Source organism: Parafrankia irregularis, from assembly GCF_001536285.1.
Taxonomy (GTDB): domain Bacteria; phylum Actinomycetota; class Actinomycetes; order Frankiales; family Frankiaceae; genus Parafrankia; species Parafrankia irregularis.
This window is the reverse complement of record NZ_FAOZ01000006.1, coordinates 315,300-334,530: the sequence shown is the minus strand read 5'-3', so window position 1 is coordinate 334,530 and position 19,231 is coordinate 315,300. Positions and strand designations below refer to the sequence as shown.

Annotated in this window: 13 protein-coding genes; 6 read left to right on the top strand and 7 right to left on the bottom strand. The window is 69.9% G+C overall.

Features of this window, described 5'->3' with window-relative positions:
• The first annotated feature begins 55 nt into the window (after positions 1-55).
• Together AWX74_RS12545 and AWX74_RS12540 are read left to right on the top strand one after the other, a co-directional pair.
• Positions 56-1,369, top strand: coding sequence for an amidohydrolase family protein (locus AWX74_RS12545; protein ID WP_242666200.1), 1,314 nt, complete (start codon positions 56-58; stop codon positions 1,367-1,369).
• Positions 1,370-1,767: 398 nt separating this feature from the next.
• Positions 1,768-2,994: an oxygenase MpaB family protein gene (locus tag AWX74_RS12540; RefSeq protein ID WP_091275403.1), complete on the top strand. Its 1,227-nt coding sequence runs from the start codon at positions 1,768-1,770 to the stop codon at positions 2,992-2,994.
• Between the two features lie 106 nt (positions 2,995-3,100).
• Here the strand turns inward: AWX74_RS12540 and AWX74_RS40695 are convergent, their stop codons facing one another.
• Both AWX74_RS40695 and AWX74_RS12535 read right to left on the bottom strand, forming a co-directional pair.
• Complete coding sequence (locus AWX74_RS40695; protein WP_193209712.1) at positions 3,101-3,238, bottom strand: hypothetical protein; 138 nt, start codon at positions 3,236-3,238, stop codon at positions 3,101-3,103.
• Positions 3,235-4,188 carry an LmeA family phospholipid-binding protein gene (locus AWX74_RS12535; protein WP_242666199.1) on the bottom strand — a complete coding sequence of 318 codons (954 nt, stop codon included), beginning with the start codon at positions 4,186-4,188 and terminating at the stop codon, positions 3,235-3,237. Before AWX74_RS12535 ends, AWX74_RS40695 begins: the two co-directional genes overlap by 4 nt.
• Before the next feature lie 256 nt (positions 4,189-4,444).
• Here AWX74_RS12535 and AWX74_RS12530 point away from each other — a divergent pair, with 256 nt between their 5' ends.
• The 4 genes from AWX74_RS12530 to AWX74_RS12515 all read left to right on the top strand — a co-directional run bounded on the left by AWX74_RS12530 (position 4,445) and on the right by AWX74_RS12515 (position 10,117).
• The gene (locus AWX74_RS12530; protein ID WP_091275399.1) at positions 4,445-6,700 is read left to right on the top strand and encodes an MMPL family transporter; all 2,256 of its coding nucleotides are present in this window, start codon (positions 4,445-4,447) and stop codon (positions 6,698-6,700) included.
• A 101-nt stretch (positions 6,701-6,801) separates the two neighbouring features.
• Entirely contained in the window at positions 6,802-8,061 is a 1,260-nt protein-coding gene (locus AWX74_RS12525) for a sensor histidine kinase (protein ID WP_091275395.1), read from the top strand.
• On the top strand, positions 8,058-8,738 hold the full coding sequence (locus AWX74_RS12520; RefSeq protein WP_091275391.1) for a response regulator: 681 nt from the start codon (positions 8,058-8,060) through the stop codon (positions 8,736-8,738). The genes AWX74_RS12525 and AWX74_RS12520 overlap by 4 nt, the downstream gene beginning before the upstream one ends.
• Before the next feature lie 260 nt (positions 8,739-8,998).
• Entirely contained in the window at positions 8,999-10,117 is a 1,119-nt protein-coding gene (locus tag AWX74_RS12515; RefSeq protein WP_091275388.1) for a hypothetical protein, read from the top strand.
• Here AWX74_RS12515 and AWX74_RS12510 read toward each other — a convergent pair.
• The 5 genes from AWX74_RS12510 to fsxC form a co-directional block, all read right to left on the bottom strand.
• The gene (locus AWX74_RS12510; protein WP_091275386.1) at positions 10,098-12,155 is read right to left on the bottom strand and encodes an HEXXH motif domain-containing protein; all 2,058 of its coding nucleotides are present in this window, start codon (positions 12,153-12,155) and stop codon (positions 10,098-10,100) included. The genes AWX74_RS12515 and AWX74_RS12510 overlap by 20 nt on opposite strands.
• Before the next feature lie 254 nt (positions 12,156-12,409).
• A complete protein-coding gene (locus tag AWX74_RS12505) occupies positions 12,410-12,670 on the bottom strand; it encodes a hypothetical protein (protein ID WP_091275382.1) in 261 nt (86 codons plus the stop codon).
• A gap of 152 nt (positions 12,671-12,822) precedes the next feature.
• Positions 12,823-13,806 (bottom strand): hypothetical protein, encoded by a 984-nt coding sequence (locus tag AWX74_RS12500; RefSeq protein WP_091275380.1) that lies wholly within the window; start codon positions 13,804-13,806, stop codon positions 12,823-12,825.
• A gap of 18 nt (positions 13,807-13,824) precedes the next feature.
• Entirely contained in the window at positions 13,825-17,799 is a 3,975-nt protein-coding gene (gene fxsT / locus AWX74_RS12495; protein WP_091275377.1) for an FxSxx-COOH system tetratricopeptide repeat protein, read from the bottom strand.
• Positions 17,796-19,178 (bottom strand): FxsC protein, encoded by a 1,383-nt coding sequence (gene fsxC / locus AWX74_RS12490; RefSeq protein ID WP_242666198.1) that lies wholly within the window; start codon positions 19,176-19,178, stop codon positions 17,796-17,798. Before fsxC ends, fxsT begins: the two co-directional genes overlap by 4 nt.
• Positions 19,179-19,231: the final 53 nt, after the last annotated feature.

The following is a 19,231-nucleotide window of genomic DNA, read 5'->3' as shown; positions in this document are numbered from 1 at the left end:
AGATCTGATGTTAGCGTGATTGCGTTCCTCGCCGTGCAAGCCGGAGGGATCCGCCGTGACCGACTCGCACCAGACGGACTCGCACCAGACAGCGCCCGCGGCGCACCGCACGGGTGAAGGTCCCGCTCGCTCCCTCGACGAGCCCGCCCACTCGTTCGGTAAGCCCGCCCACTCGTTCGGTGAGCTGCCGCGGATCATCAGCGTCGACGATCACGTCGTGGAGCCGGCCCACCTGTGGCAACGCTGGCTGCCCGCCCGGCTGCGTGACGCCGGCCCCCGCGTCCAGCGGCGCGGCATCGGGCGCATGGAGCACATCGGCGGCGGCAACTACCGGCAGACGTTCGACGACGACGGCCCGCAGGCCGACTGCTGGGTGTACGAGGACCTCGTCTACATCCACAAAAGGCACGTCGCGGCGGTCGGCTTCGACCGCGACGACATGACGATGTCCCCGATCACCTACGACGAGATGCGTCCCGGCTGCCACGACCCGGTCGCCCGGGTCGCCGACATGGAGCTCAACCATGTCGAGGCGTCCCTGTGCTTCCCCACCTTTCCCCGCTTCTGCGGCCAGACGTTCGCCGAGGCGCGGGACACCGACCTCGCGCTGGCCTGCGTCCGGGCCTACAACGACTGGATGATCGACGAGTGGTGCGCGGACTCGGGCGGCCGGCTGATCCCGCTGTGTCTGATTCCGCTGTGGGACGCGGAGCTCGCCGCGGCGGAGGTCCGGCGTAACGCCGCGCGCGGCTGCCGGGCCGTCTGCTTCAGCGAGATCCCGCCGCATCTGGGGCTGCCGAGCATCCACAGCGGCAGCTGGGAGCCGTTCCTCGCCGCCTGCGTCGACACCGGGACCGTCGTGTGCATGCATATCGGCTCGTCGTCGCGGATGCCCGCCACCTCCGGCGACGCGCCGCCGGCGGTCGCCGCGACGCTGAGCTTCAACAACGCGATGGCCTCGCTGGCCGACTGGCTGTTCTCCGGCGTGCTGGTTCGCTTTCCCGAGCTGGTCCTCGCCTACTCCGAGGGGCAGATCGGCTGGCTGCCCTACGCGCTGGAACGCGCCGACGACGTCTGGCGGGAGCATCGGGCCTGGGGCGGGGTGCGTGATCTCGTGCCCGAACCGCCGTCGAGCTACTTCCGCCGGCAGGTGTACGGCTGCTTCTTCCGCGACCGGCACGGGCTGGCGTCCCTGGACTCCATCGGGGTCGACAACGTCACCTTCGAGACGGACTACCCGCACACCGACTCGACCTGGCCGAACACGCGGCGCGTGGCCGAGGAGATGATGGCCGGCCTGCCCGCGGCGACCGTCCGCAAGATCGTGCGTGGCAATGCCATCCGCATGCTGGGCCTCAACCTGGCCTGAGCGCCGTCGGAACCGAGTGCCGCCGAGGAGACCGGCCTCGGTCGGTCCTCGATGGCCCGAAAGGGCCCGGGGGCGGTTTCGGGCATCTTGCTGGGGGCTGGCTGCCGGGTTACCCGCAACCCTCCGCGTTGGACGCTCCCTGCCTGTGGTTGCCCGCTGCCTGCCGCGTGCCGGCCTCGCGCTCCCGGAGGGTGGCGTGCCGACATCGTTCGTATGTCCGGTATGTGGCTTATCTCCGGAATTTCGTGATGCACCTCGTCGCGTCGGGCAAGAAAAAAGGAGCCTTGTATCGCATATAGCTGATGTGGTCCCATGAGCGCGGCGGCCCTGATACAGAGAATCGGATATTGTTTCTTTGTATCCACCCTTGGGTCGTCGGGCTCTGGGGAGGACGGAAGATGGTTGAGCGAAGCAGGCGTCAGGTACTGGTCACCGGCGGCATGTTAGGAGCCGCCGGGGCGCTGGCCGCGGCGACTCCGGCGTGGTCGTGGTCGTCCGAGGGCTCGGTCGCCGGGGCCGGCGTCGGCGTGGACCCGAAGTACGTCTGGGATGCCGAGGCCGACCCGGTGGTCGCCGCGATCATCGACAGCGGCCAGACGACCGCGGTCAACAAGCTGCTGAAGACATGGACGAAGAATGGCCAGGCGCTGCCCGCCGGGCTGCCCACGCAACTGCGTGACTTCATGGAGCACGCGCGTCAGCTCCCGACGTGGACCGACACGGCCAAGCTCAAGGACGCGGTCAACTTCAACCAGAAGCGCGGCCTGTACCTGGGCGTCACCTACGGCTTCGTCAGCGGCATGATGAGCACGGTCATCCCGCGCGAGGCCCTGGCCGTCTATTACTCCAAGGGCGGTGCGGACATGCGGGACCGCATCACCAAGACCGCCAAGCTGGGCTACGACGTCGGCTCGAACAACGCCTTCGACCCCAGCGGCGAGATGATCGTGACCTGCGTCAAGACGCGCCTGGCCCACGCCGGCGTGCGCCACCTGCTGCCCCAGCTCGCGGCCTGGAACAACGTCGCCTCTGAGGACATCCCGATCTCCCAGGCCGACATCATGGTGACCTGGCACAGCCTGCCCACCACCGTCATGCAGAACCTGAACGCGTGGGGCGTGCCGATCAACGCCGTCGAGTCCGCGGGGTTCCTGCACTCCTGGCAGGTCACCGCCCACATGCTCGGGGTGCTCGACGAGTACATCCCGAACTCCTGGGCCACGGCGAACACCCAGGCGGCGCAGGTTCTCACCCCGATCCTCGCCCCGACCCCCGAGGGCATCAAGCTCGCCGACATCCTCGTCAACCTGGCGTCGTTCATCGACGGCTCCCTCCTCAGCAAGCCCATCCTGTGCGCCCTCACCCGCTACTTCCTGGGTGACGAGATCGCCGGCTGGCTCAAGCTGCCGAGGTACCCCTTCTGGGACACCGCCTTCCAGGTCGCCTGGAAGCCCTTCGTCGCCGTCCGTGAGGGCCTGCTGAGCCTGGAGAAGGCCCCCGGCCTGCTGCAGGCGGTCTACTGGGCCTTCGACGAGATCCTGCGCATCGGCGTCCTGACCCTCCTGTCGGGCGCCCAGTTCCCCATCGCCATCCAGATCCCGGACACCAACAACCCCAACTACTGACGGACGCTGCCTCCCCGCGTGGCCGAGGCCACGCGCCGGCGACGCCAGGTGAGAGATGGCCAAGGCTGGGTGGCCAAGGCTGAGGTGAGGTGAGGTCGGGACGAGGTCAGGGCTCGCCCGGCGCCACTGCGGTGGCACCGGGCACCTCGTCCCGATCGCCGCCCGACACCGTCGTCGTGGGCGGCGGGTGCCGGCAGCGGCCGGTCGTCGCCATCGCGGCGGCCACCTCGGAGCTCGGGTTCACGGCCCGCTGCTGGTCGGTGCGGGGCACCGGCGGGCTGTCGTGTCGGTCTCGGGAAGGACGACGTCCGCCGCGGTCGCGGTCAGAGACAGGCCGGCAGCGTCGGAGGAGGCCTCGACGACGGTGAGGTCGAACGGCAGGGCGCCGACCGGAATCGGGATGGCGGGGAGCAGCCCGCCGAGGCCGCCGGGCACCGGGATGTCCACGTTGATGGACCCGTGCAGGGCGATCTCGGACGGGATCAGCGTGAGCTTGTTGTCCCGCACCTCGAACGCGATGACCCCGCCGATCTCCTGGGCGCCGAGCACCGGTACGTCGGCCAGGCCGGCGACCTCGACCTTCTTCCCGCCGTCCACCGGATTGATCTGAAGATCTCCGGGCTGGTCGGCCAGGAACGCGTTCACGTCGGCGTAGTCGAGATGGACCGTCGCCTCGACGTTGTCGACCGGTATCTCGCCGACATCATTGGCAAGCATCTTCCGGACTGGAAGATGAATTCCTTTGAGATGTGCCTCGACCGAGGAGATGCGTGGCCCCGGCGTTGGCACACCGTCGATGGTCACTCCGATGTTCTTGAACCTTCCGAATGCAATCTGGGTGAGGAACGGAAATCCGCCGATACTGACGTCGCGGACCGTCGGCGGAGTGGCGTCGCAGGCGAGACTCCTGGTGACACTCGCCTTGATCTGGGTGGCCATCTCACTCTCGGCGGTCGAGACCGCGTACCGGTCACCCGCGATGAGGGCGACGAGCAGGACCAGCGCGCCGAACGCGAGAGCACGGCGTCGCCGCCGCGGTCGGGGCCGCCGATCCCGCGGCCGCCGATCCCGCAGCCGCCGATCCCACCTCCACCACCGCCGGTGCCGCGGGGTGAGCGATGCCGTCCCGGCGTGGGCAGGCGGCTGTTGACCACCTGAGCCGGTGGGGACTTCGTCGTCGGGTCTGTGATCCACCGAGTGCCCTTCGCTTCGTGCGGTATCCCGGATTTCCCGCGAGGCGCCGCCGGTTCGGGATTCCGGCTGCGCCGGAAACAGGCCAGGGCCACTGTGTGGCAGAACAGCCTGTTCTCGCATCGGTCGGGCGCAGTCACTTCCGGCTACGGCAGACGCAGTACGTGGGCGGTGGTAAGTGCCGGCAGGCGCACGACGACGGGACCCACCGGGCCGGAGCAGTCTTGTGGGTATCCGAAAAGATGTGGAGAACCACTCCATGGCGACTCTTCTGTACCGACTGGGACGGTTGTCCTTCCAGCGCCGCCGCCACGTTCTTCTCCTGTGGATCGCGGTTCTCGCGGCCATGGGTTTCGCCGCGATGAAGGCCCCCGACGCCCCCAAGGACGAGTTCGCCATTCCGGGAACCGAATCCCAGCGGGCGTTCGACCTCCTGGACGAGCGTTTTCCCGGCTCCGGGGTGGACGGCGCGGTCGCGCGCATCGTCTTCGGCGCTCCGGAGGGGGAGAAGCTCACCGCGGCCGAGAACCGGGCCGTGGTCGAGAAGGCCGTCGCGCGGGCCGCCTCCGGTCCGCAGGTCCTCACCGCGGTGAATCCGTTCCAGGGCGGCGCGGTGAGCCAGGACGCGGCGACCGCCTACGCGACGGTCTCCTACACCGTGACCGGCGACGACCTCACCGACGCCACCCTGGAAAGTCTGAAGGGCGCGGTCGCCGACGGCCAGGCCGCCGGTCTGACCGTCGAGATCGGCGGGGATGCGCTGACCACCCGGCCGGCGGCGGGCGGCATCGGCGAGGTGGTCGGGATCGCGCTCGCCGCGATAGTCCTGCTGGTCACCTTCGGATCGCTGGCGGCGGCCGGGCTGCCGCTGCTGACCGCTGTCGTGGGCGTCGGGGTCGGCATGCTCTCGATCATGGCCCTGGCCAGTGCTTTCGGCCTGTCCTCGACCACCAGCACGCTGGCGATGATGCTGGGCCTGGCGGTCGGGATCGACTATGCCGTGTTCATCGTCTCCCGCTACCGGGAGGAGCGGGCCCGCGGGCATGAGCCGTCGGAGGCCGTGGCCATTGCCACCGGCACCGCAGGCTCCTCGGTGGTGTTCGCCGGGCTCACCGTGGTGATCGCCCTGGCCGGGCTGTTCGTCGTCGGGATACCGACGCTGACCAAGATGGGCCTGGCTGCCGCCGGAACAGTCGTCGTCGCCGTCCTCGTCGCGCTGACCCTGGTGCCGGCGCTGCTCGGCTTCTTCCAGCGCGCGGTGCTCCCACGCGCCGCCCGCAGAGGACGGGCGAAGGCACGACAGCGCGGGCCCAATGCGGGTACCCGGTGGGCCCGGCTGGTCCTGCGCCGCCCGCTGCCGATCCTCGCCCTCGCGGTGCTCGCCCTGGTCACGATCGCGCTGCCGGCCCTCGACCTGCGCCTGGGCACCGCTGGTGACGAGGCGAAACCCACGTCCACCACCGAACGCCGCGCTTACGACGACCTCGCCCGGGGCTTCGGCGCCGGATTCAACGGCCCGCTCACCGTCGTGGTCGACGCAGCGGCTTCCGGCGATCCGGCGGCGGCGATCGCCACGACGATCGAGAGCCTCGCCGGCACGCCCGGAGTCGTCTCGGTCTCACCGGCCCGGTCCAGTCCCGCCGGCGACGCCGCGCTGCTCACCGTCGTCCCCGCGACCGGCCCGAGCGACGCGGCGACCGTGGATCTCGTCCACGCCATCCGCGCCGAACGATCCGCGGTCGAGTCCGCCACCGGCGCGACGTTCCAGGTCACCGGTAGCACCGCGGTCAACATCGATATGGCCCAGAAGGTCCAGGGCGCGCTTGTGCCCTACCTCGCGGTCGTGGTGGGCCTCGCCTTCCTGCTCCTGATGGCGCTCTTCCGGTCGGTGCTCGTCCCGCTCAAGGCCGCCTGCGGATTCCTGCTTTCGGTGCTGGCCGCTCTCGGCACGGTCGTCGCGGTCTTCCAGTGGGGATGGCTGGCGGGCCTCATCGGCCTCGAACAGACCGGGCCGATCATGAGCATGATGCCGATCTTCATGGTGGGCATCGTCTTCGGGCTCGCCATGGACTACGAGGTCTTCCTCGTCACCCGCGTGCGCGAGGCCTACATCCACGGCGATGACGCCGGGCATGCGATCGTCTCCGGGTTCGGGCACAGCTCCCGGGTCGTGGTCGCCGCCGCACTGATCATGATGGCGGTCTTCGCCGGATTCGTCGGTGCCACCGAGCCGATGATCAAGATGGTCGGCTTCGGCCTCGCCACCGCTGTCCTGCTCGATGCCTTCGTCGTCCGGATGACGATCGTGCCGGCCGTCCTCGCGCTGCTCGGTGAACGGGCCTGGTGGATCCCGCGCGGTCTCGACAAGGTGCTGCCCCGCGTCGACGTCGAAGGCGAGGCACTGAGCGGGCCGCGCGCCTCGGTGCCGTCCACCGCGGTGGACGGCACCGTCGCCACGGACCCCGGTTGCGTGGAGGCGGCGTCCGCTTCCTGGGCACCCGCCTCCGGTCGATGAGCACCGCTCGTCCGAGGAACGCGGAGGCACGGCGCGTTCCTCGGACGGTGGCGACCCCGTACGGTGAGGGGTACGGCTCCAGCATTCGACGGGAACCAGCAATGACGATCACCACCTGGCGGTGGGTCGGGAATCATCGCCGCAACACGGTGGTGATCGTGATCGGGGCGTTCGTCGCCTCCGGTCCCGGCAGCAGAATCACACCACCCGCCAACGCCCCCATCGGCGGGTGGGTGCCCGCGGTCGTTCTCGCGGCCATCGCCTGCGCCGCCCTGTTCTGGCATGAAAGCCACCCGCGCACCGCCGCCGCGGTGGCGATCGTCTGCGCCGTCGCGGTGACGGCGCTGGGCTACCTGCTGACCCCCCTGTTGCTGGCTCCGGTGATGGCCGCGCTCTACTGGCTCGCCGCCCGCACGGACCGCCGGACGAACCTGGTCTTCGCCGTCTCGACGTGCGTCCTGGTGGTGGGGACCGCGCTGGTCGCGGATCCCGCCAGCTACGGCTGGCCGCTCAAGAGCGTCGGACCGACCGCCTGGCTCCTGATGTCGGCCGCGCTCGGAGACGCACAGCGCACCAAGGAGGGTTACCTCGACGCCGTCCGGGCCCGCGCCGAGTACGCGGAGCGCACCCGTGAGGCCGAGGCCCTCCGCCGGGTGGCCGCCGAGCGCACCCGGATCGCCCGCGAGCTGCACGACGTCGTCGCCCACCACGTAACCCTCGCCCATGCTCAGGCGAGTACCGCCGCACACCTCGTTCGCACCCGCCCCGACCAGGCAGCACAGATCCTCACCAGCCTGACCGCCACCACGTTCTCCGCGTTGCGTGACCTCAAGGCCACGGTCGGCCTCCTGCGCGACGGCGACGACCCGGACGCACCCCTGGAACCCGCACCGTCGCTCGCGCAGCTCCCCGAGCTCGCCCGTGTGTTCGCCGCGGCCGGGCTCACCGTCACCATCACCACCCGCGGTGACCCGCCTTCGCTCTCCCCGGTGGTGGACCTCACGGCCTTCCGGATCGCGCAGGAAGCGCTCACCAACGTGGCGAAGCACGCGGCCACCGGCAGCGCGTACGTTGACATCACCTACTCGCCGAGCGACCTGACCTTGAAGATCATGAATGGTGCCGATGACGGGCGCCGTCGCAGTGGGCCCGATGGCGTACCTGGTGAGAAGCCCGGTGAAAAGCCCGGTCACCGGGCCGGCGAGGGGGCCGGCGGCGGGTTCGGCCTGATCAGCATGCGTGAACGAGCGAGTTCTGTCGGTGGGCACCTCGCGGCCGGCAGTCATCCCGAGTTCGGATTCCACGTCACCGCAGTCCTGCCGCTCCAGCCCGGAAAACCGACGAAAACGGGACAGGGATGACCATCCGCGTACTGCTCGCCGACGACCAGGCGCTCCTCCGCGCAACATTCCGGATACTGATCGATTCGTGTGACGACATGACGGTGGTCGCTGAGGCGGCTAATGGGAACGAAGCCGTCGCTGCCGCCCGCGAGTATCGTCCGGACGTTGTGGTCATGGACATCCGAATGCCCGGCATGGACGGACTGGCCGCCACCGCGGCCATCTGCCGGGACGAAGAGCTCGCCGCCACCCGCGTTCTCATTCTCACGACCTTCGAGATCGACGAATATGTCGCCCGGGCGCTGCGTGTCGGGGCGAGCGGCTTTCTCGGCAAGGATGTCGAAGCCGACGGGCTCCTCGCCGCGGTCCGCACCGTCGCGGCTGGCGAGGCGCTCCTGTCGCCGGCGGCGACCCGTGCACTCATCGCGCAGTTCATCGCCATCCCCGAACCCACGGCCACCGCGGCGGCGAACCACGCGGCCCTCGACGCGCTCACCGCCCGCGAACGGGAGGTCATGATCCTGGCCGCGGAAGGCCACTCCAACCAGGAGATAGCCGCAAAACTCGTCATAAGCCCGCTGACCGCTCGCACCCATGTTCACCGGGCAATGGCGAAACTCGACGCCCGCGACCGGGCTCAGCTCGTCGTCATCGCGTACCAGACCGGCCTGCTGCACAGCAGTCCGCCAGAATGACCGGGGTCGGGGTCGGTACCAGGTGGCCGCATTACGCATGATCCGCCGGCCGCCTCGCGGAATTGTCACAGATTCCCACAACCCGTCGACATGCGTGTTTCGGCGACAGGCCGCGCGGTACGCTGTTGTCGATCGACGGGAGCGATCATCGGCTGTTGTCGCGTCAGCCTGCGCCGGTGGCGGCGGCTGCGCCTGAGGTGGCTGTGCATTCGACTGCGGCTGGCGGAGCGAGAATGGAGTGAAGCGGTGTACCCATTCTCATGATCTCCCTGGTTGTTCTGCTGCGCCTGCCGCTCTGCGTCGGCGCCGGCTATGCCCTGTCGCGGGTCCTCGGATCGGTGGGAATGGTCGACACCGCGGCCTATGGATACCTGACCGCCGCATTGCTCGGTCTGGGGCTATACGGGGCCACGTCGACGATTCCCCGCGCGGCCAGGAGCGACGCGCGCCTGATTGTCTCCGTGGTGACCGTCGGTGTCGTTCTCAAGGTCCTCCTGATCGGCTGCCTTCTGGCGCTGATCTTTCGTGACCCGGTGTACTTCCTCCTGGCCGGCATCATCGCGCAGATAGATCCGCTCTCGGTCGCCGCGCTGCTGAAGAACTCGCCCATGTCCCGCCGGGCCCGGTCGTTGCTGATCGCGTGGTCCTCGTTCGACGACCCGGTCACCGTGCTCGCCACGCTGGTGCTGCTGGCGGTGCTGCCGTCCATGGCGATCAGCGGCACGAACCACGCGGGCCTCATGGCGGATGTCGGGTTTGGCACCCTCGCGGCCGATCTGGTCGTGAACGGTGCTCTGGTGGTCGCGGCCTGGACCTTCGCTCGAATCATCCGCCACCGCCGGTCGGGTCACGACCGGCTGATCATCGGCGCGGTGGGCGTCGTCTATGCCGTGGCCGTCTGGCGCTTCCTGATGTTCGGCCTGGCGGCCGCCGGCCTTTTCCTGCGGCCCAGGTCGCCTGCCTGGGGCCGCTGGGTCGACCGGGCCGTTCAGGCCGCGCTGCTGGCGGCGGCCGTGCTGCTCGGCATCCTTCTGGGTGGCGCGGACGTCGATCTCGCGGCCGGTGTCTCCCTGGGAGTCGCGGCGTTCGCCGCCCAGATTCTGGTCGGGCTGCTCCTCACCCGGGGCCTCCAGCCGACCGACCGGGTGTACCTGTCCCTCTCCCAGCAGAACGGGATCACCAGCATCGTGCTCGCGCTGACCTTCCAACCGATCGTTCCGTCGGCTGTCGGGGTGGTCGGCGTGGCGATCGCGGCCATCAACATCCTGCACTTCGCCTGCAACCAGGCGATTGCCCGGTTCCCACGCCTGATGCTGGCGGTCGCCGGTCGGATCGGCGGCGAGGAGGCGCCGGAGCCGGTCACGCGGTCCGCGGGTTGACCACCGCGCGACCTGCTCGGCCGGGCCGCTCCACGGCAGGGGGTCGGGAACGCCGGGTATCCGCGTCGTCGACATCGGCGATCCAGGCCGCGAGGGCATCGAGGTCGGGGGTGTCTCCCGATGCCCGCCTGATCGCCAGCCACAGTGCCCGGACGGTCTCCGGCCGGGTCGAGTATCCGCGCGCGGAGCGCCCGCCGGTGCCGAGCCGGCTCAGCACCAGTCCCGACCAGGCGGCAAGCGCGTCGCCGTCGGCGTGCACCGCCCGCCGGTACTCGGCAGCGGCCTCCTCGGCCCGACCGGTCAGCAGGAGCACGTCGGCGCGGGCCCGGCCGGACACGTCCACGGTCTCGCCCGCCAGCAGGCGGCGCGCGACGTCCACCCGGTTTCCCCCGGCGGCGCTCGGCGTACCGGCCCGCACGCCGCAGACCGGTGCCCCTGACGGCGGGCACGGATCACCTCGCAGCCACGCCCGAGCCCACGATGAGATCACTTCTGGCTCCGGCGTCAGGTTGCGCAGGCGCCATCGAACACGGCAGTCGCCGACCTCCAGCATGCCCAGCCGGTGGGCCAGCTCCGGCACGGCGGCGCCCGACCAGCGGCGGACCTGATCGGCGATCCCCGCGGTCAGCCGCCGGCCCGCCGGGGTGAGCGTTTCGTCCGTCTCCAGCGTGGCCACCACATCGCGGACGGACTCCCGGCACCAGACGAACTCGTAGGCGGCCAGGAGGGCCTGGCCGCCCTCGTCGATCAGGGACCGCTCGTACCAGTAGCCGGCGACCGCGAGGAAGGCGAAGGCGCCGTGCAGCAGCCCTTCGACCGGGCGCGGGTCGAGGCGCCACGGCGCGTAGTGCACCGCCGGTGAGCGCCGTGCGACCAGGGGCGAGAGGTCGTCGATGGCCGCCAGCTTCGAATGCTGGGTCTCATGGATGAGCGTGACGGCCAGCTGCGCGCTGTCGGTCGGAGCGGACAGGAGCACGGAACCGAAGGCTTCGAGCGAGCTGGCGCTGACGGACGTCACACCGGCCGGAGCGGCCAGCGGCACCAGCGACCGCAGCAGGCCGGCGACGCCGTCGACGCGGTGCGGATGGTCGCGAACGAGCAGGTGCCAGGCCTCGTCGAAGACGGCACGCCAGTGACGGAACTCCGCCGCGGTCAGCCGTCGGGTCGGCTCCAGCGCGCCTGGCTCCCGAAACGGGTCGAGGTCGTCGAGCACGATGGGCGATCCTCCGGAGGCCCCCGCGAGCTGGAGCGGCCGGACCGGCCACCACCGGTCCGGGTGGTGGCCGGGGGACTGGTTGGTGGGGGAGTCGTCGCGTTCGCGGTCTGCGTCCGTGTCCGCGTCCGCGTCCGCGTCGGTGTCCGTGTACTCCAGCGACCGCGACGTGAGCTGCACGTGATCGTCGGCCGTGTCGACGGCCAACCGCATCGCAATGCGGCCGGCGGGATCAGGAGTGTGGGCCCAGATCCGGATCCGGGCTCGGTCACCCTGCCCGCGGAGTCGTATCTGGCCGTACGTCGGAAGAGTCACGACGCCGGCCCGCACAGGCGCGTGGATGTCCACGGGGATCCGCGCACGTAGCGCGATCGCGGCGACGAGGCCCCCGAGGTAGCCGAGATCCTCCTCGATCGTGTGCTGGCCGGCCGCCTGCGGGGGCTGGCCCGACCGTGAGGGCAGGCTGGGCCCTGAGGTCTGGCCCGGCCGTGGGCGCAGCCGCCGAAGGCAGTGATGCAGCCAGGTACCCACCGGCGGGTGGAGGACGACCGCCTCCACCTCCCCGGGATGCTCACGCCACAGGGCGGCGAGGATGTCGAAGAGGCGTTCGACATCCTCGCGAGCGGCGACGGCGAGCTCGCTGTCGTGGACCTGGCCGACCAGTGACCAGAGCATGAGCAGGCGCTTGCTCGCCTGTGCCGACCGCAGGACCGACGAGGCCTGTGCTCCGCCGAGGCCACCGGCGAGCTCGTCGAACTGCGACCAGGAAAGCTGGTGCCAGCGCGGTTCCGCCGCGGCCGCCCGAATGTAGTTGTCGAAAAGCACTGCCGCCTCAGCCTCCGGGGCAGGTGCCGGTCACCCGGCCGGTCGCCGGCCCTGTGGTATCAGCCGAAAAACCCTGGTGAACTCCGCCCGGGTCGCGGCGGATCCTGAATCCGGAATCGGCGCCCGGCATTCCGTGGGTACGGCTGCCCGGATGCCGGTTGTGGTCGGAACTCATTGAGTCTTTTCCGTCTCACGGTGGACGGTCGGAGATGCCGCAGGTCGGAGGCGACGGTGGAAAGGCTTACCCGCGCCGATCACCAGTCGCCTTCCGACTTGCCAGGGTATTGGGAGTAGCCGGCGATCGCCTGGTCTGTCTCGACGGCGCGCAGCACGTGCTGGAGGCACCGGATGAGTGCCCCGGCCGGCAGCCTGTCCAGATCGTTCAGGTCGACCCCGGTCAGATCCAACACCGGAGACTCGATGCGTTCCGCGGAGCCGAGCTGCCCTGAAGAGCCGAGCTGCGCTGAAGAGCCGAGCTGCGCTGAAGAGCTGATGCGGCTGGCAGTGGCCTCCATCAGTCGACCTCCTCGACCACCTGATGCGAGAACACTATAACGACTGCCCGGCGACGTCACGGGATATCTGTGCCCACCGTTCACGGCACCCTTGGTCCGCGGTGGTGATCCGAAATTCCCCGAGCCACCACCGATTTCGACGGTTTCCGGTGTCAGCGGCTATCCAGGAATCGCGCGACGAGGTCCTGGAATCGCCGCTCCGCGTCGCTGACCCGCTGCTGGTCCAGCGTTACGCCGAGCAGGTATTCACCGGCGCCCACGTCGTGGACGTAGAGGGCGCCGGCTTCGACGTCCACGACGCTGGTCCGCAGCGGGGTGCCCAGCGCGGCTCTGGCTGCCCGCGCGAAGTTCGCCGTCAGTGTCGACAGGTCGCGGCAGATTGTCTCGTACAGGTCCCGGTGCCGTCTGACACCGACGGTGAGAAAGAACGAACCGAGTGCGGGAGCGTCGAACACGTCCACCACCACGTTGACATCGTTGTCCTTGCACCGGGCCGCGTAGTGCAGGTCGTCCGGTCGCACGGCGTGCCGGCCGAGTTCGGAGAACCTGATGTCCTCGGGATCCGCGTCCGAGGAAAGCTCCACCAGGGGGGGTGTGATGTGGCTGCCGCCGGGTGGGCCCTCGGTGTCGCTGTCGATCCCACCCGGGTTCTGGCCTGGCAGGCCGAGTAAGGACCTGCACCTGGTGGCGAGCTTCGACATCGCCACATCGGCCGCGGCGAGGCCTTCGGGGCGAAGTGCTGCGCCGATCAGGTACTGCCGGGTGTTGACCCGGTTGTAGATCAGGCCGCCGATGCCCGCGTCGAACACCACCCGGATGAGAACACCGGTGTCGAGCGGCTCCAGAACCCGGTTGAGCTCCTCCACCGCCCGGTTTATCTGGCGGCCGAAGCTTTCCAGGTCACGGCGTCGCCGGCCGGTGCCCGCCGAACGGCGCGAGGTGGCCGGCAGATCGGCCTGTTCCAGAACGTCGAAGGAGAGCCCGAGAACGCCCTCCGTGTAGTAGCTCACGTGCTGGAGGATCTCCGGATCGAGCTCCCGCAGGCAGAGATCCTCGACGTCGCGGAACTTCGCGGCCTCGATATAGGGCGCCCGGTAGTGGTAGGGGGCCCGCGCTGACAGCATCTCGTTCGTCATGTAGACCTGCCTCTACCGTCAGGTGCCCGTGATGTCGACGTCGGCGCCGCGCCGCCCCGACAGGACGTCGTCTCCCGCGGCGAGGCCCGCCGGCGCGCGGCCGTTCGGTTCCTCCGAGCCGTGGTGGAGGCGGCTGATGCGGGTGTACGGGTGGTCGGCGCCGAGCGAGGCGACGCATTCGTCCAGCGTCTGCTGGTCGAGCTTGGCCGCGTCCTGCGCCTGGCCCGCGGCCAGCAGACAGTTGGCGTGGTTGATGGCCGCCGCCAGCACCGCCGGGTGGTATTCGTAGAGCTCCTCGCGCAGGCCGTCGTGGGCTCGCTGGCTCAGCGCGAGTGCCTCGTCGACATGCCCGGCGCCGAGCAGGCAGATCGAGGCGTTCGTCCGGGCGATGTTCAGGACGGGGTGGTCGTCGTCGCCGTACAGGTCCGTGTAGGCCGCCAGTGCCTCCCGGGCGATCGTCACGGCGTCGAGGTGGCTGGCGGCCGCGTGCAGGTCGATGGCCCGGTTCAACAGGCAGGCCAGGCGACCCGGATGCCGCCTCGGGTAGCGGTGGACGTAGTGGTCCAGGGTCTCCTTGGTCAGCACACGGGCCGCGCTCGGGTCGTCGCCGCGCCGCAGGGTGACGGCCAGATGCTTGCTCGCGAGCAGGCTCCGGGTCGAGGTCGGGCCCTCGATCTCGCGCAGCCGCTCGCGCGCCTCGTGAATGAGCTGCCAGGCCTCGGTCGAGTCACCGAGCTCGCGCACGCACAGGCCGACCAGGATCTGCGACCACCAGGTGTCGGCGTTGTCCGTGCCGAGCGTGGCCAGCCGGCCGCGCAGGACGGCGCGGACGGTTCGCTGGGCCGCCGCCACGTCCCCGTCGAGGTACTGCGCCACGGCGAGGTTGTCCCCGGCGTCCAGCGCCGACCGGTCGTTCGGCCCGAACTCACGGCAGTAGAGGTCGTAGGTGGTCTGGTCCTCGGCGCGAGCGTCGTTGTACCAGCCGAGCTCACACTTGTCCGCGCCGAACCCACCCGCCGTCAGCAGCGTGCGCCGGTCGGCGAAACCGAGCAGATGGCGCTGCGCGGCGAGGGTCTGCTCGTCGAGCGCGAACGCCTCGTCGATGCGCCCGGACGAGCGCAGCACGGTCGCCCGCCACGTGCACATCTGCAACGTGATCGGATCATCCGCTCCGAGCGGCTGCCAGTTCGCCAGGCACTCGTCCGTGAGCTCCAGGGCGTCGCCGAGCTCGCCGACGCGCCAACGCCGGTACACCTCGTAGATCATCCAGCGTCGGACGTCCGGGTCGGGCGACGCGGCGGCACCGGATGGGCGGATGTGCTTGCGGAGCTCGACGAACATGTCCCGGCCGCTGGGGTCGTCCAGTGCGGTGAGGGACGCGTGCGCGGTCAGCACCCGCCAGACCTCCGCACGGATGAGCGTGGCCTCCGGCTCCGGCAGCCGTTCACGGACGTACAGCTGGGACCGGCCGGGCACGATCAGCCGGTCCCGGGTCGGGTTGACGGTGGCGAGGTTGAGACGTTCGATCCGGTCGATGACGGAGTCGACATCCGGTGGCGCCGCGGCGGTGGGGGCGTCGGAGCCGATGTCGTGGAGCCGTTGGACCATCGCGGCGGACCGCAGCAGCGCCAGCGAGACGCCCTCCTCGGCGAGGTAGGCGCACATCTCCAGCAGCTTCGCGGCGGCCCGGGCGACGGGATCGGCGCTCGTCTTCAGCTCGTTGTACTCCATCGCCCAGGCGCTGCCGCCGCTCCACCGGCCGCGCTCGAGCAGCCGTGCCTGGTAGGACCTGACCGCATCAGCCGCCGGCAGGGTGCTGCGGCTCAACGAGTTGGCCGCCTGGTTGATGTCGAACGGGAAGTTGTCGACCTGCTCGGCGAGTGGGGCGAGCATGGCGTCGGAGGCACCGGGAAGGCCACGGCGCAGCAGCCGAATGCTCTCCGCCGGGGCGAAGTTGCCGATCTTCACGGCGGAACCGTCGTCCCAGGCGGTGTGATACGAGGTGATCAGGACGTGACCGAAGGCGGTGCCGGTGGGCATCAGCTCGGACACCGCGTCCGGGTGAGCGGCGTTGTCATAGATCAACAGCCAGCGCCGCAGCGGCGGCTCGCCCAACGAGAGCGCATCGAGCGCGGCGTTGGCAAGCTCGGGCACGTTCTGCGCGACGGGCGTGGATCCGCCGACATCGAGGCGCAGGCGGCCGGCGAGATCGACGAGGCTCTGGCGAATCGACGCCGGGTCGTCGGCCGGGATCCACCAGACGACGTCGTAGTCGGAGCTGAAACGGTAGGCGAACTCGGCCGCGACCAGGGTCTTGCCCACGCCGCGCGGGCCCGCCAGCACCTGGCGACCGGTGACCACCGAACCCGGTGTCAGCCGGTCGCGTAGTCGCGTCAGCTCCTGCTCCCGGCCGACGAACCAGCCGTAGCGGGGTGGTACCCGCCCCCAGGCGGCCGGCTTCAGCGTGGGGAACCGCGGCCCGCCCGCGTCGCCGTCGGGGGTGGCCACGTCGACGAAACCAAGATGGTTGAGCAGCCGCTCCCGGGCTGCGGCCTCATCGAGCCCGCTGATGGTGACGGGTTCCCCGCCGGTGTCCCGAGAAAGCCACTCGGTCTCCGGAGGAGTCACCTGCACCACGGTGATGCGCTGGTCAGGCGCCCCGGAATCCTCGATCAACCGCAGGAGATCCGCTCGGGCCGTGCTGCCCTCGGGTGCCTCGCGGTCCAGCGCGGTCGAGGCGATCACGAGCAGCGCGCTGGACCTGGGCAGCCGCCCGGGCGAGCTCAGCGTGCCGGTCGAGGTCACCCGGATACCGAAGCGGCGCAGCTGGCCGGCCACCCAGTCGCCCCAGACCCGGTCGGCCGGGGCCGCGAGAACCACGGCCGAGCGCAGCATCGGCGTGTCCGCCAGCTCGAACTGCCGCACGATGCGCTGCCGTTGCGCGTACGGGATGAGCGCCCGCTCCGGTAGTGGGCCGCCGTGAATCGTCGCCGCCAGCTCCTCATAGGCCGACAGCAGACTGGACCGGACGCCGGGAGTGTCACCGAACGAGGCGAGAAGCTCCTCATAGGCGTACAGCTGCTTGTAGGGAATCTCCACCTTGGCGAGCCGCTGGACCTGCCGGTCCGAATCGGCATCCAGATCCAGGACGTCGTTGAAGCGGAAGGCGGCGAACAGGCGCCGCCGCTCCAGCCGCCGCTGCTCGCCGTCCTCCACCCGCATCGGGACCGGGATCACCTGGACGGGACGGGGCGCGCTGGAGCGAATACGCTTGGCGACCCAGGTCGCACCGATGATCGACTGGTTGTTCATGACGAAGCCGATGACCGCCACATCCGGGAGCAGCATGGTGCAGATCCCGGAGGCGTCCGAGACGCCGGTGCGGCTGTCGATCAGCACGTAGTCGTAGCCGGCGGACAACATGTTCTCGCGCAACCGGCTGATGAAAACGGTCTCGTCCGGGCCGTCGAACAGCTGGTTCCAGGGAAAGGTCGAGACCCTGAGCTCGTACAGCGACTGGTACTCGGCGTCGCTGTCCCGCGACTCCTGGCGGCCCGGGCCGAGGAAATCCAGCCTGCCCCCGCGCGGAAAGTACTGCCACCGCAGCGTCTCCACGTGGTTCGTGAAGTCCGCGTGCCGCAGCGGGTCCGGCGCGGCGGGGTCGTTCACCGGGTACAGGTCCCGTTCGGTGACGAACTTGGTCAGAATATCGATGACGCCGTCACTGCTGGTCAGGTCCCGGTCGGTGAGAAACGGCCGAAAATAGCGGTGCAGACCGGGTGACTCAAGGTCCCAGTCGATGACCAGAACCTTCATTCCCGCACTCGCCAGGATGAAGGCGACGTTCGCCATCGCCATCGTGCGCCCGGTGCCACCCTTGTAGGAGTAGAAGGTGACGATTCGGGTGTTCGACGGTACCGTCGCCGGCACCGTCACGGGTGCCGTCGATTCCACCGGCACCGCGGCCCGGCCTGAAGCTGAGTCTGTGGTCACGCTGTTTCCACCCCCGCGCCGAGCGTTCGATGTGAGGCCGGCCGGGTGGTGTCGGCGGCATCCGACATCCACATCCGATGGTATGGCCTGGCCCACACATTCCTTTCCGGAGCCAGCCGGTCGGTGGCCGGCCCGCCAGGCGCGGCGCTGGACACCAGCGCGGCCCGGCGGCGTTCCGCGAGCAGGCGGTTGCGAGCACGGACGACAAAGGGCCGTGCCGACGACGCGAGCCGCGCGGCATCATCCACGGCCGGCAACCAGGTGCGGGAGCGGAACAGCGCGGCGTCCTCCTTCAACAGATGCCGCAGGCGGTTGGTCAGCACGGCTGCCTGTGCCGCCGTCTCCTCGTCACCCTCAGCGGTGATCAAAAATATTCCCACCACCGCTCCGCTGCGGCGTCGCCACTCCGCCAGCCGGGCCAGTGCATCGTCCGCATTGCCGCCGGAGGCAATCCATGGATCAACAAGAACCGCGACGACGCGCTCATCGTCAAGGGCTGATGGCGGGTTCTCGAAGGTGCGCACGCTCAACTGTTCGCAGGCGATGTCGTGGATTCCGGCGTCTTCCATGGTCGCGCGAACGATGTCGAAGGCGGACGCGCCGGTGCCGGGGAGGAAGGGCCGCCATTCGGCCGCGGTGCGTCCGTAGTAGCCGCGGTCACGCCGCTGCGGTGGCAGGTCCTCCTGGGCTGGTACCGCCAGCACCACGGTCGCGCGTCCGCCGCCCGCCCGGCTCCGCTCCCAGGCCGGTGGGGAGGGGGCGCCCGGCGGTGCGCCTGCCGAGGCCGCGGTGGGAATCCTCGGTACGAACCGGACATCCTCCTCGCTCATCACCGGGACGGGGTCGTGAGCCGCGTCCAGGATCCGTCGCGCGATGTCGACGACGAGCCGCCGGTAGGACTCCGACTCCGGGGCGGTCCGCAGCAGGCGAAGCGCTCCGGTGGTGGCGTACTCGGGCCCGAGGTCTGCGTCGATCAGCGCGTCGGCGGTGGTGGGAGCCGGACTGGCGGCGTCGCTGAACCAGCGGACGCCGATGTGTGCCGGTGACGCTCTGCCGGTGAACTGCAGGTGCCAGCGAAGGCGTTCCCGGAAGAGCCGCCGCTCCCACATCCTCTGCTGATCCCGGAGATAGCCGTCCGTGTTGAGTGAGACCAGAGCGGCACAGCTCAGGATTACGGGGTCGATTACCTGGGAGCCGTCTGCTGGAATGCCGAAGCGGGTGCCCGTGACCCGGGTGAACCGGCCACGTATCGACTCAGTGTCACCGGTGCCGGTGCCGACTGCCCGGTCGACTTCGTCCTGGATGTCGTCAAGGAACTGCTCGGCATAGCGGTCCTCGCCGGGTGTGCCGGCGTGATGCAGCACGAAGTTCCTGGTCACGTCGGTCTCCCAGGGATACGGCCGCCGGTCGTCTGTGCTGTTTTCCACCGCCG